This window comes from Microbacterium sp. 67-17, assembly GCF_001898325.1.
GTDB classification, from domain to species: Bacteria; Actinomycetota; Actinomycetes; order Actinomycetales; family Microbacteriaceae; genus Microbacterium; species Microbacterium schleiferi.
In genome coordinates this window covers 1-13,131 of the sequence record NZ_MKTR01000035.1, presented here as the reverse complement: position 1 = coordinate 13,131, position 13,131 = coordinate 1, and the positions used below count along the sequence as shown (strand labels likewise).

13 protein-coding genes and 2 rRNA genes are annotated in these 13,131 nt (G+C 67.9%); 1 reads left to right on the top strand and 14 read right to left on the bottom strand.

Annotated features, from left to right (window positions below):
* Positions 1-42: 42 nt before the first annotated feature.
* Entirely contained in the window at positions 43-987 is a 945-nt protein-coding gene (locus BGO47_RS14980; RefSeq protein ID WP_292713227.1) for an NAD-dependent epimerase/dehydratase family protein, read from the top strand.
* Position 988: 1 nt separating this feature from the next.
* Here the strand turns inward: BGO47_RS14980 and BGO47_RS14975 are convergent, their stop codons facing one another.
* The 14 genes from BGO47_RS14975 to BGO47_RS14910 all read right to left on the bottom strand — a co-directional run.
* The gene (locus BGO47_RS14975) at positions 989-2,071 is read right to left on the bottom strand and encodes a hypothetical protein (RefSeq protein ID WP_292713225.1); all 1,083 of its coding nucleotides are present in this window, start codon (positions 2,069-2,071) and stop codon (positions 989-991) included.
* A gap of 4 nt (positions 2,072-2,075) precedes the next feature.
* Positions 2,076-3,302, bottom strand: a complete 1,227-nt coding sequence (locus BGO47_RS14970; RefSeq protein WP_292713223.1) for an aminotransferase class V-fold PLP-dependent enzyme — start codon at positions 3,300-3,302, stop codon at positions 2,076-2,078.
* 54 nt (positions 3,303-3,356) lie between these two features.
* Positions 3,357-4,280: a site-specific tyrosine recombinase XerD gene (gene xerD, locus BGO47_RS14965; protein WP_292713221.1), complete on the bottom strand. Its 924-nt coding sequence runs from the start codon at positions 4,278-4,280 to the stop codon at positions 3,357-3,359.
* A gap of 2 nt (positions 4,281-4,282) precedes the next feature.
* Entirely contained in the window at positions 4,283-4,873 is a 591-nt protein-coding gene (locus tag BGO47_RS14960; protein WP_292713219.1) for an NUDIX hydrolase, read from the bottom strand.
* A gap of 8 nt (positions 4,874-4,881) precedes the next feature.
* A complete protein-coding gene (locus BGO47_RS14955; RefSeq protein WP_292713218.1) occupies positions 4,882-6,633 on the bottom strand; it encodes a CTP synthase in 1,752 nt (583 codons plus the stop codon).
* A 17-nt stretch (positions 6,634-6,650) separates the two neighbouring features.
* Positions 6,651-8,348, bottom strand: a complete 1,698-nt coding sequence (recN, locus tag BGO47_RS14950; protein ID WP_292713264.1) for a DNA repair protein RecN — start codon at positions 8,346-8,348, stop codon at positions 6,651-6,653.
* The gene (locus BGO47_RS14945) at positions 8,345-9,268 is read right to left on the bottom strand and encodes an NAD kinase (RefSeq protein WP_292713216.1); all 924 of its coding nucleotides are present in this window, start codon (positions 9,266-9,268) and stop codon (positions 8,345-8,347) included. The genes recN and BGO47_RS14945 overlap by 4 nt, the downstream gene beginning before the upstream one ends.
* Positions 9,265-10,065, bottom strand: coding sequence for a TlyA family RNA methyltransferase (locus BGO47_RS14940; protein ID WP_292713214.1), 801 nt, complete (start codon positions 10,063-10,065; stop codon positions 9,265-9,267). Before BGO47_RS14940 ends, BGO47_RS14945 begins: the two co-directional genes overlap by 4 nt.
* Before the next feature lie 10 nt (positions 10,066-10,075).
* Positions 10,076-10,297: a hypothetical protein gene (locus BGO47_RS14935; RefSeq protein WP_292713267.1), complete on the bottom strand. Its 222-nt coding sequence runs from the start codon at positions 10,295-10,297 to the stop codon at positions 10,076-10,078.
* 57 nt (positions 10,298-10,354) lie between these two features.
* Complete coding sequence (locus tag BGO47_RS14930; protein WP_292713212.1) at positions 10,355-11,389, bottom strand: HAD-IIA family hydrolase; 1,035 nt, start codon at positions 11,387-11,389, stop codon at positions 10,355-10,357.
* Complete coding sequence (locus BGO47_RS14925) at positions 11,389-12,042, bottom strand: hypothetical protein (RefSeq protein WP_292713210.1); 654 nt, start codon at positions 12,040-12,042, stop codon at positions 11,389-11,391. The genes BGO47_RS14930 and BGO47_RS14925 overlap by 1 nt, the downstream gene beginning before the upstream one ends.
* A gap of 50 nt (positions 12,043-12,092) precedes the next feature.
* On the bottom strand, positions 12,093-12,518 hold the full coding sequence (locus tag BGO47_RS14920; RefSeq protein ID WP_292713208.1) for a hypothetical protein: 426 nt from the start codon (positions 12,516-12,518) through the stop codon (positions 12,093-12,095).
* Positions 12,519-12,698: 180 nt separating this feature from the next.
* Positions 12,699-12,815 (bottom strand): 5S ribosomal RNA (gene rrf, locus BGO47_RS14915).
* Between the two features lie 102 nt (positions 12,816-12,917).
* Positions 12,918-13,131: ribosomal RNA gene (locus BGO47_RS14910) — 23S ribosomal RNA — on the bottom strand; the annotation flags it as partial.

The following is a 13,131-nucleotide window of genomic DNA, read 5'->3' as shown; positions in this document are numbered from 1 at the left end:
GACCGCGAGGCGTGCCGTGCGCGTTCGGCCTACACTCGGGCCATGTCCCGCGCACCCCACGTCATCGTCGGAGCCGGCCCTGTCGGGTCGTCTCTCGCGCGCATCCTCGCAGACGACGCAGAGCCCGTGATCGTCGTCACCCGCTCCGGCAGCGGCCCGGGCAGCGACGGCGTCAGGTCGGTAGCCGCCGATGCTTCGGACCCTGAGGCACTCAGCCGCATCGCCTCCGGTGCGGCAGCGATCTACAACTGCGCGAATCCCGGCAGCTATACCCAGTGGGAGCGGCTCTGGCCGCCGCTGGCTTCGGCCCTGCTCGCCGCGGCGGAATCCACGGGCGCCGTTCTTGTGACGATGTCGAACCTCTACGGGTACGGCCCGGTCATGGTCCCGATGACCGCACAGATGCCGTTGAATCCCACCGATCACAAGGGTGCGCTGCGGGCCCGAATGTGGGAAGACGCGCGCTCCGCACACGAGGCAGGCCGCATCCGTGCGACGGAGGCCCGCGCATCCGATTACATCGGCCCCACCCTCCCTGTTGCCAGCGGGCTCCTGGCGAGATACGCCCACTCGACGCTCGCCGGCAAGCCCGCGTCCGTGTTCGCCGACCCTGATGTGCCACACGCGTGGACGGCGATCGACGACGTCGCGCGAACCCTCGCGGCACTCGGTCGCGACGACCGGGCATGGGGCCGGCCGTGGCTCGTGCCGAGCAATCCGCCCGTCAGTGTCCGCGAGGCGCTCCGGCAACTGAGCACGGCAGTCGGCGCCCCTGAGCCGCGACTGCGTGTGGTGCCGCGGTGGCTCCTCAAGACCGGCGGTCTGGTCGTCCCGCTCCTTCGCGAAGTCGACGGGATGCTGTATCAGTTCGATGCGCCGTTCGAGGTCGACGCGACCGACACCGAAGCGACCTTCGGCATCGAGCCGAGCGGCTGGGAGCGCCTGGTCGCCCAGACTGCTACCGCGTGGCGTAACCGCCTGCCCTGAGTCAGCGCGCCGCGCGCAGATCGTCGATCGAGACGACCCCGGTACGCAGGCGCCCATCGAGAATCATGGTCGGAATCGAGACGGTCCGGATGTCGTCCTCAACGCTCTGACGGACGGCGGCGAGGGAATCGGCGACCTCAGGCGAGGCGGCAAGGTCATCGATCTGGGCGATCCCTGCGGCGTCGTACCCGGCATCCGAGAGCCACGTGTGGAGCTGCGCGACAGCCTCCTCGTCGGTAGCTGTCTCGTTGAACCACACCTGCCAGTCCTCGCGGCTGGCGTTCTTTCCGCCGAAGATCTGCTCAAGGATGAGCCAGTCAGTGGTATTCTCCCCCGCCAGCGCCGCCTCGCGCTCGTGAAGCTGGATCGCGGTGAGGTACCGGGCGATGAGCGCAGAGTGCTCGAACTTGTCGCCCCAGCTGGAGGCGGTCGGATAGACGCGGTAGGTGACGTTGTGCGTCTGCGCCAGGCCCGACTCCTCGACGTTGCGGAACAGCTGCGCACAGAAGCGGCATCCGGGATCGATCACCTCGACAGCCACGGGCAGGCCCTCACGATATCCCTCGAGGTAGGTCGCCGAGGCCGAGGCGAACTCCGCCCCCTCCCAGGTGCGCAGGCGGCTGGGAATGGCCGAGAACGTATCGCCGAGCGAGGCGAACTCGTCACCGAAGGCGCCGATGACGTTGCCCGCGAGGATGGAGTCCCAGAAGGGTGTGGTGCCGTCACCCACGCTGCAGACTTCCGCCGAAAGCGTGCATGCTTGTGCGTTCTGCTTGTCGCAGGTGCCGTACACGACGAGGTTCAGACCGCTGCGACCGACGATGTACAAGCTGACGATCATCGAGAGCACCATGACCCAGGCGAGAACCTCGATCGCGATACTGGCGGGCCTGACCAGGCGCGGCGAACGAACGGCAAGCGGCGCCAGGAGTGAGTTCTTCAGGTCATCGCGGAAGGTGGTGTCGCAGGGGCGCAGGGTGACCCGGCGCCAGGTGCACGACGCTGCCTTGCCGAGCAGCCTGCGGTAGCGAGCGGAGACTGCGCTCAGGACGAGCAGCACGATGAACGCGGCGATGCACAGCACGCTGTCACAGTCCTTTCATCAGTCGTCCCGTCACCTCGAGGGTGCGCTCGACGTCAGCGAGGGTGTTGTGGGCGCCGAGACTGAAGCGCACGAGCGGCGGTACCTGCGCGACATCGCGCAACCAGTGGTGGGCGCAGAAGTGGCCGCTGCGCACCGAGATGTTGGCCTTCGAGAGGAACACCGCGAGGCGGTGGGCATCCACCCGCTCCGGGACGATCGAGAGCACGCCCGAGGGGCGCGGTGAGAACAGCCGCACATGCGGCATCTCGGCAAGCCCAGCGAACAGGTGCTCGGCGAGCGCATGCTCGTGTGCCTCGGGGCTCTGCCCGGTTGCCCGTTCGAAGGCGTCGAGCCAGTCCAGAGCCGCCCCCAGCGCGATGATCTCGCCCCAGGCTTGCAGACCCGGTTCCAGGCGCGACTCGAGCTCGGTTCGCCACTGCACCCCGTCCTCCCCGACCGCGGCGACCTGGCCACCACCGACGAACTGCAGCTCGAGCTCTTCGAGCAGAGTCGTCGCCGCGACGATGACGCCGAGGGAAGCCCCATACATCTTGTGGGCGGAGAAGCAGATCGCGTCGGCGGGGATGCCGCGCACCGCTGAGATCGCGTGGGAGGCGGCTTGTGCGGCATCCACGATCACGATCCCCCCGGCGCGATGGGTATCGGCCACGAGCTGGTCGAGGCCGGGGGTGACGGTCCCGTCGACGTTGTTCATCGCGGAAACGACGACGATGGCGCGCTCAAGATCTGCCGGCGAGGAGCGCAGGGCTCCGTCGGGGTCCCGCTCCAGGAGAATGCGCGGCACACCGGCGCGCTGCGCGTAGCGCATCACGGGGACGAAGACCGAGTTGTGTTCGGTGTGGCTCGTGACGATGCGGGTGTAGCGCCCGACCGGCACCTGGAGCAACAGCAGATTGATGCCGTACGTCGTGTTCAGCGTAAAGCTGGTGCGGTACCGACGCGGGGGCAGGGCAAGCAGCCGCACGAGCGCGTCTCGTGTCGCCGTCACGCGTTCGTCGACGCGTCTCCCCCACGCGTAGTGGGTGCGCTCACCGCACGCGCCATACTCACGGTAGTACTCGGTCAGCGCATCGATCACCGGCTGGGGGCGGAGAGTCTGGCAGGCGGAGTCGAGGTAGATCTCATCTGCGCTGAGGTACGGGAACCCATAACGCTGCCCGGTGGGCGAGGCTGCGGGGGGACGCGAGCGACGGATTCTCACACTGTCCATGCTCCATAGGTGGACGGATGCCGCCCCGAGCAGGCGCCGTGACAATTGAGATGCTCAGCGCGCGCGAGGGTGCGAGGTGGCATACACATCGCGGAGCGCATCGACGCTGACGTGCGTGTAGATCTGGGTCGTCGCGACTGACGCATGGCCGAGGAGTTCCTGCACGACGCGGACGTCGGCACCGCCCTGCAGCAGATGCGTCGCGAACGAATGCCGCAGCGTGTGCGGTGATACGTGCGCCTCGAGGTTGGCGCGTTCGGCGGCTGCCTGGATGACAAGCCAGGCGCTCTGGCGGGACAAGGGTGCCCCGCGCGCTCCGAGGAACAGCCGCGGGCTGGCCTTGCCGCGCCGGGCGAGTTCGGGACGCGCCCGGGTGAGGTAGGCATCCACCGCGGCCCGCGCGTACGAGCCGATAGGAACGATGCGCTCCTTCGAGCCCTTGCCGCGCACCCGCAGGATGTCGCCATCATTCACATCGTCGACATCAAGCCCGACGGCCTCTGACACGCGCGCACCCGTCGCGTACAGCAGTTCGAGAAGGGCACGGTCCCGCAGCGCCACGAGATCGCCGGGTGTCGCTGCCGCAGGCTCGGGGCCCGCAGCCGCCAGCAAAGCCTCGACCTGGGCGATCGTGAGCGCCTTCGGGAGGCGCCGGGGCATCTTCGGCGGCCTCACGTGGGTCGTCGGGTCGAGGGGGTCGATGCCCTCGACCACGAGAAACCGATGCATCCCCCGCACCGACGACTGCAGACGCGCCAGGCTTGTCGCAGCCGGCGGCGGGTCGGATGCCGCACGCTCGGCGATGAACTCCGTCACGAGCGCCGCGGTGACCTGGGTCGAGTCGTCGATGCCGCGGTCTGCGAGCCACTGCCGGTACGGCCCGAGATCACGTCGGTACGCGGCCACGGTGTGCGCCGACAGGCCCCGCTCGATCGTGACGTGGCGCAGGTACGCATCGAGCGCCCGATCGAGCTGCATCCTCAGCCCTGGCGTTCGCGACGCAGCACTTCGGCGGCGGCGAGCACCCCCACCGAGAGGATGCCGTTTCGCAGGCTCCCATCGAGAACACCCGTGATGACCTCATCGACGGGCACCCACTCGAGCCGAATGTCGGCTTCCTCGTCCTCGCGCTCGTGCACCTGCGGCGCCGGGCTCAACCCGCGCGCAAGGAACAGGTGCACGACCTCGTCGTTGCCGCCCGGGGTCGTGAAGATGCTCACGAGCGGCTGCCACGACGCGGCGACGAGGTCAGCCTCCTCGGCAAGCTCCCGCTGCGCCGTCGCCATCGGCGGTTCGCCGGCGACATCGAGCAGTCCCGCCGGGATCTCCCAGTCCCGGTGACGAATCGGATGCCGATACTGCTGGATCAGCAGCATCCGCCCCTCATCGTCGATCGCGACGACAGCCGCAGCACCGGGATGATCCACATATTCGCGCACGATCTCGGCATCGCCATAGCGAACCGTGTCGCTGCGCACATCCCACACCCGGCCCTCGTGCACCAGGGTCGACGAGACGACGGGAGCCTCGAACGGCTCATCGCGCACGCCGCCGGTCACTGTGTCACTCATCGGACTCGTCACTCATCCGATTCGACGTCGAAGAGTTCGCTCGCGCGGTGCCGGTCCAGGGCCGCACTCACAAGCCCGCGAAACAGCGGATGCGGAGCGGTCGGCCGCGACCGCAGCTCGGGGTGTGCCTGGGTCGCGATGTAGTACGGGTGGACCTCGCGCGGCAACTCGACGTACTCGACGAGGTTCCGGTCGGGCGAGAGCCCCGAGAAACGCAGACCCGCGGTGGCAAGGCGGTCGCGGTAGGCGTTGTTGACCTCGTACCGGTGGCGGTGGCGCTCCGAGACGCGGGTTGACTCGTAGACCTCGGCCGCAATCGAGCCCTCGTCGAGCTGTGCCGGATAGAGCCCCAGTCGCATCGTGCCGCCAAGGTCCCCATGATCGATGATGTCGACCTGCTCGGCCATCGTCGCGATGACCGGGAACTCGGTGTCGGGATCGAACTCGCTCGAGGACGCACCCGGGAGGTCCGCCATGTTGCGGGCGTACTCGATCACCATGCACTGCAGGCCCAGGCACAAGCCAAGCGTCGGGATGCCCTGCTCGCGCGCGAAACGAAGCGCTCCGAGCTTTCCTTCGATGCCGCGGATGCCGAAACCGCCGGGAACGACGATGCCGTCCACCGACGCGAGCGCCTTCGCCGCGCCCTCCGGGGTTTCGCAGAGGTCCGAGGGAATCCACGTGATCTTCACATGGGTCTCGTGCGCGAACCCGCCAGCCTTCAGGGCCTCGGTCACCGACAAATAGGCGTCCGGAAGATCGATGTACTTGCCGACCAGCCCGATGGTGACCTCGTGCTTGGGGTTGTGGACCGCCTGCAGCACGCGGTTCCATCGCGTCCAGTCCACGCGGTCGGCCTTGGCGATATCGAGCGCGTCGACGATGTAGTCATCCAGGCCCTGGTCGTGGAGCATCGTCGGGATGTCGTAGATGCTCGGCACGTCGACCGCGTTGACGACGGCGCCCTCGTCGACGTCGCACATGAGCGCGATCTTGCGCTTGTTCGCCTCGGTCACGGGGCGATCGCTGCGCAGCACGAGTGCGTCGGGCTGGATGCCGATTGAGCGCAACGTCGCCACGGAGTGCTGCGTGGGCTTGGTCTTCTGCTCCCCCGAGGCCCCCATGAACGGCACGAGCGACACGTGGACGAAGAAGACGTTCTTGCGACCCAGCTCATGCCGGATCTGGCGCGCCGACTCGATGAACGGCTGCGACTCGATGTCACCGACCGTGCCGCCGATCTCGGTGATGATGACATCGGGCTGCGGGTCCTCGGTCGCCTGCAACCGCATGCGCCGCTTGATCTCATCGGTGATGTGCGGAATGACCTGCACCGTGTCGCCGAGGTACTCCCCCCGGCGCTCGCGGGCGATGACCTGGGAGTAGATCTGCCCGGTCGTGACGTTGGCCGCTTGGCTCAGGTCGATGTCGAGGAACCGCTCGTAGTGCCCGATGTCGAGGTCGGTCTCAGCACCATCGTCGGTCACGAAGACCTCGCCGTGCTGGAACGGGTTCATCGTTCCGGGGTCGACGTTCAGGTATGGGTCGAGCTTCTGCATCACGACCCTCAGGCCGCGCGCGGTGAGGAGGTTGCCGAGGCTTGCGGCAGTCAGACCCTTGCCGAGGGAGGAAACGACGCCTCCCGTGACGAAGATGTGCTTCGTCGTCGTGAGGCCCGACGAGCGGTCTTCGACGGTGGAAGAAAGGGACGCCGGGGCGTCATCCGAAGGGGATCCGTGCGAGTCACTCGGGGTCTGCATCACGGGCTTCGATCCTATCAGTCGGCAATCGTGCCCAGGTCGAGCAACTCGCGGGCGTGGGTGAGCGCTGCCTCGGAGTCTGGCATCCCCGACAGCAGTCGCGCCATCTCTGCCTCGCGAGCGGCGCCGGTGAGCTGGTGAACACCGGATGCCGTGATGGCGCCATCGCTGGCCTTGACAACGCTCAGATGATTGTTCGCGAACGCTGCAACCTGCGCGAGGTGGGTCACGGCGATCACCTGGGATGTCTGCGCCAGGCGCGCCAGGCGCCTGCCAACCTCGATGGCCGCAGCCCCGCCGATTCCGGCATCCACTTCGTCGAAAACGAAGGTGGGCACGGCATCGACAGCCGCGATCACGACTTCGATCGCGAGCATGACGCGGCTCAGCTCGCCGCCGGATGCGCTGCGTGAGACCGGACGGGGCGATGAACCCGGGTGGGGTGCGAGCAGGATCGCTACCTCGTCGCGCCCCGACCGGCTGGGAGCTGCGGGGGTGACCGAGACCTCGACCTCGGCATCCGGCATCGCCAGAGCATGCAACTCGGCGGTCACAAGCTTTCCGAGGCGAGCGGCGGCTGTCGTACGCGCTGCCGTGAGGGCGGCGGCAGCATCATCGAGATCGGATGCCGCATCCTCCCGCTCCCGGGTGAGTCGCTCGACCCGCTCGCCGTCGTCGTCGAGTTCTGCCAGCCGAGCCGATCCGGTTTCCAGAAGCGCGATCGCCTCGTCCAGCGAGCCGTGCGCGCGCACCAGTTCGGACAGTGCAGCACGGCGCTCCTCGACGGCGGCAAGTTCGTGCGGACCCGATTCATCGAGATCGGCGAGGTACCCCGCGAGCGAGGCTGAGACATCGACGAGCCGGTACCCGATCTCGGCTACCTGCTCGGCAAGACGTTCGAGCTCGGGGTCACTTCCCGCGGCACGCTCCAGGGCACGCCTCGCCTCCCCCACGAGAGTCGTCGCGTCTGCAGCCTCGTCTTCGGCAGTCAGCGCCGCATGCGCCAGCGCCGCGGCCTCTCGCAGCGCCTCGGCATTCGCGAGTCGCTCGGCCCGCTGCGTGAGCTCAGCATCCTCGCCGGCGCGCGGGGCGGCGGCCTCGATCACCGCGATCGCGGTCCGGAGTTCCTCTGCTTCGGCCGCGCGAGCGTCGCGATCGGCGACGAGTGTCGTGAGCTGCTCGTCCAGCCGCTCCCACGTCGCGAACCGTTCCCGATATGCCTCAAGGGCCTCGGCGACATCCGCTCCCCCGAACCGATCGAGAGCATCGCGCTGGGCGGCACTGGAGCGTAGCCGCAGCTGTTCGGACTGCCCGTGCACGACCACCAGGTCATCAGCAAGATCCGACAAGACCGCCGCGGGGGCTGCTCGCCCGCCGACTACAGCGCGGCTGCGTCCCTCGGTCGAGATGGTGCGTCCGACGATCAGCTCGGCTCGTGTCTCATCGATCGGTTCGACATCCGCGCCAGCCTCACGCACGCGCTCTGCCACCGCCCCATCGGGCGGCACGATCCACACGCCCTCCACGGATGCCTGGGCCGCCCCCGCGCGCACCGCACCGCTGTCCGAGCGCTGACCGAGAAGCAGGCCGAGGCCCGTGACGACCATCGTCTTGCCCGCGCCGGTCTCGCCCGTGATCGCGGTGAACCCGGGACCGATCGGCAGGGTGGCCTCGGCGATCACGCCGAGGTCCCGCAGGGTCATCTGCTCGATCACGAACTCTCCGCCGCGGGTGACGGGCCGCGCCATCCTTCGACGGGCAGGCGGAACTTCTTGACGAGCCGATCGGTGAACGACGCGGGATGCAGCCGCGCGAGCCGCACGGGATGCTCCGATCGGCGCACGACGACGCGGGCACCGGCGGGAAGATCGTGAGAGCGGCGACCGTCGCACCACAGGATGCCGGTGCCGTTCGTGCGCTCGAGCAACTCGACGGCCACGGTGTGCTCGGGCGCGATCACGAGCGGCTTCGCGAACAGCGCATGCGCCGACAGCGGCACCACCGCGATCGCTTCGACGCCCGGCCAGATCACCGGACCGCCGGCGGAGAAGTTGTACGCGGTCGAGCCGGTCGGAGTGGACACCACGATGCCGTCGCAGCCGAACGACGACAGCGGCCGCCCGTCGATCTCGATCACGACCTCGAGCATCCGCTCCCGGCTGGCCTTCTCGACCGTTGCTTCGTTCAGCGCCCACGTCTCGTAGATGACCTGCTCGTCGCGGTCCTTGATCCGCACCTGCAGCGCGAGTCGCTCTTCGACCGTGTAGTCGCGGTTGATGACCCGCCGGACTGCCTCGTCCATGTCATCGCGCTCGATCTCGGCGAGGAAGCCGACGTGACCCATGTTGATCCCGAGAACTGGGGCGCTGCCCTCGCGAACGAGCTCTGCGGCCCGCAGGATCGTGCCATCGCCCCCGAGCACGATCGCCAGCTCGATGTCGGCGACGGCGACATCGGCCCCCAGTACGGCGAGCGGGCCGGGGATCGCGGTACCGAGTTCGGCCCGATCGTCGGAGGAGAGGACGGGGGTTGCACCAGCCTCACGCAGCGCGCCGATCACGCGGGCAGCTGCGTCGACCGTTTCGGGGCGGAGCGCGTGCGCGACCACGAGGATGTTGCGGCCCTCGTTGGTCATCGTGCTCCCGTCAGCTGATTCACCGTGCTGATCCATTCTGTCGGATTGCTGCCCCGCGACGCGGCAAGATGCACGAGGTACTCGAGGTTGCCGTGGGTTCCCACGATCGGGGAGGAGATCACCCCGAGGGTGCCGAGTCCCGCATCCCACGCAGACCAGAGCACCCCCATGACCGCCTCGGAACGCAGACCCGCGTCTGTCACGACCCCTTCACGGATGCCGGTGCGCCCCACCTCGAACTGCGGCTTGACGAGCAGGATGATGTCGGCATCCGCCGCTGCGACGCGGCAGATCGCGGGAAGCACGTGCCCCAGAGAGATGAAGGAGAGGTCTCCCACCACGATCTGTGGTTGAGACTCCACCCCGGATGCCGAACGCAGCGTATCGGCATCCATGTACCGGACGTTGAACCCCTCGACCGAGATGACCTGGGGGTCCGATGCGACAGTGGGCGCGAGCTGTCCGTGGCCGACGTCGACGGCAATGACAGGCACCGCTCCCCGCTCCCGCAGGACCTGCGTGAACCCGCCGGTTGACGCACCGAGGTCGAGCGCGACTTTGCCGGCGACGACCACCGCGAAGGCGTCGAGCGCGGCAATGAGCTTGTGGGCGCCGCGACTGACGTAGTGATCGTCGGCAGCGACCTCGATGACGGATGCCGCGTCCACAGCCGCTGACGGCTTCACGACCCCGCGCCCGTCGACGGTGACGCTGCCCGCGGAGATCAGGCGCGCAGCGTGCGTTCGCGAGCGTGCCAGGCCGCGAGCGGCAAGCTCGGCATCCAGTCGGGGCGTCATCGGTGAGAGATCACTGATGAGGGGCTTCGGGATTGTGCTCCAGGCGCCGCGCCAAATCCTCGTGGATCGCTTCGTACGCCGCCGCACGGTCAGACAACGGCTGCGACTCGACAATGTCGAGACGCGAGAGCAGGTCCTCGTCGGGGCGCGGGGCGGTGGTATCGGGCACGTCGTCGCCGGTCCCGGTCTCGTCGGAAGCGGCATCCTCGTCGGAACGATCGTCGCTGAGCATGAAACCCAGACTACGGGCGCGACAGCACCTACCGGGCCCGACGGGGCGGCTGAGGGCTCAGGGGCGGTGGAACGGGTCCTCGTAGAGGCGCTCGGGCACCCGGAACCCGAAAATCGCACGCCCTGTCCCCCAGATCGCCGCAGCTCCCGCGCGCAGCAAGTCGATGGGGCGCTCCCCCTCAGCGAGGATCTCGACGTCCGGGCCATCGATGCGAACGCGAGCGCCGCGTACGTCGGTCACCCCGTCACGAGTCACTGGCTCGGGGTAGGGCTCCGACAGCTCCCGAAGATCCCCGAGGATGAAGGTCGGCTGCGATCCGGCCGGAGCTGCCAGCACATGCTTGGGCCTGTCGATACCCGTCAGCACCAGGGCCGAGGCGATTCCCGCCCTGCACGCGCCGAGGATGTCGGTGTCGAGACGGTCTCCGATGAAGAGCGGATGCTGCGCGCCGAACCGGGCGACGGCTTCCTCAAAGATGGGCGTCTCGGGCTTTCCCGCCACCGTCGCCAGGCGACCGACCGCGGTGTGAACCGCCGACACCAGAGTGCCGTTGCCCGGCGCAATGCCGCGCGCCTGCGGGATCGTCCAGTCGGTGTTCGTCGCGATCCAGGGGATCCCACCCTCGTCTTCCGGGATCTTCAGTGCGAAGGCGGCCTCTGCCAGCTGCTTCCAGCCCACGTCGGGCGCGAATCCCTGTACGACGGCGGCCGGGGAATCCTCGGCACTGCGGGTCACGGCATACCCGGCCTTCTCGAGTTCGACGACGAGACCTTCGCCACCGACCACGAGAATCGTCGCACCCGGTTCGACACGACTGCGAAGCAGGCGCGTGGCAGCCTGCGGGCTCGTGACGACGTCAGATGCCTGCACCGCAAGGCCGAGCTCACGCAGGTGGTCGGCGACTGCCTCGTCGGTACGGGAAGCGTTGTTCGTGATGAACCCCAGACGCCGCTCCCCCAGCCCAGACAGGCTCTCCACCGCCCACGGCAGCGCGCCGGCGCCGGCATAGACGACACCGTCGAGGTCGGCGAGGACGACGTCCACGCCATCGAGCGGCGTCGACGTGGCGCGGCGACGCGAGAACACCACCATCAGCGGGGCCCGTCGAGGCGGTCGGCACCACTCTCCGGGTCGGATGCCGGATTCCCGGTGTCAGCCGGTGAGGTGGGCTCCTCCGCAGGCACCGTCTCTTCAGGCTCGATGTCCTCGACGAACAGCTCTTCGCTCTCGGCATAGCCGGCTGCCGCATCCAGAGCGTCAGCGGCGATGATCGCGCGCCGCTGCCACTCGTGCGCTTCCTCGACGCGCCCCAGTTCCTCCAGAACTGTCGCACGCGCAGCAAAGAGCGCCGGCGACCACTCAAACGCGCGGTCTGGGTCCAGCTCCGGAATATCGAGTTCGCTCAGTGCACGCTCGGGTTCGCCGAGATCGAGACGCGCACCAGACATCGCAATCGCAAGCTCGACGCGCACACCAGCTGGGAGCGCGGAACGGTCAACCGCTCGCCCGGCCTCCAGCGCCCGATCGGGCCGACCAACCCCACGCTCGCTGTCGACCATCAGGGCAATCTGGTCATCCTTGCCCGAGATACGACGGTAGGTACGCAGCTCACGCAGCGCGAGCGCGAAATCACCGGTTGCGTACGCGGTGATCGCTGCCGTCTCTCGAACGACAGCAATCCGGCCTGCGCGCTTTACCGCGGCCTGCGCGTGCGCGTGCGCCAGCGTCGGGTCCGTATCAATCACCCGCGCCGCCATGGCGAGGTGACGAGCGACGGCATCCGCGTTCTCTTTACTCAGCGTCTTGAGCTCGTTACGTGCCGGCGCCGCAAGATCGCGCGCCGTGATCTCCTCCGGGATCTCCGGTGCGCGCTCGCGATCGTCTTCGACACGGGGCGGACGATCCGGACGCCCAGCACGATCGGGACGCCCAGCACGATCGGGACGCCCAGCACGCTCGGGACGCCCAGCACGCTCCGGACGCCCGCGCTCAGAAGACCGACCGGCGCCCGAGGGACGTTTGCCCCCACCGTCACGATCAGTGCCGCGTGGCCTGCCACGGTCGTCGGAACGCGGTGGCCGACCCTCACTCGAGCGCGACGCGCCGTCTCGGCCACCGCTCGGAGAGCGACGACCGGCCGCATCGCGCGAGGGCTGACGATCTGCCCCGCTGCGTCGATCGGCACCAGCACGATCAGGACGCGCACCCCGGGCGGGGCCACGCTCTCCCCGAGGACGTGATGGCCTCTGGTTTCGGCTGCCGCGCGAAGAATCATCCGCCTCAGCGGCGTTGTCCTCTGCCATGTCCTGCCCGATCCTTCCACAGTGGCGTGCATGCACCATGCAACGGCCCGTTAACGCGAAATGGCCACCCAACATTGGGTGGCCATTTCGTGAAAGAAGTCCGGCGGTGTCCTACTCTCCCACAGGGTCCCCCCTGCAGTACCATCGGCGCTGAGAGGCTTAGCTTCCGGGTTCGGAATGGGACCGGGCGTTTCCCTCTCGCTATGGCCGCCGAAACACTATTGATGTTTCAGTCTGCACAACAAAAGTCATTGTCATGCGGTTCTCGACCGTACATCGAGAACCACTCAGTGGACGCAAGCACCAAAAAACGGTGTGTTATCAAGTCATCGGCTTATTAGTACCAGTCAGCTGCACGTGTTACCACGCTTCCACATCTGGCCTATCAACCCAGTAGTCTGCTGGGAGCCTCTCGCCCGTAGGCATGGAAGTCTCATCTTGAGGCCGGCTTCCCGCTTAGATGCTTTCAGCGGTTATCCATCCCGAACGTAGCTAATCAGCGGTGCTCCTGGCGGAACAACTGACACACCA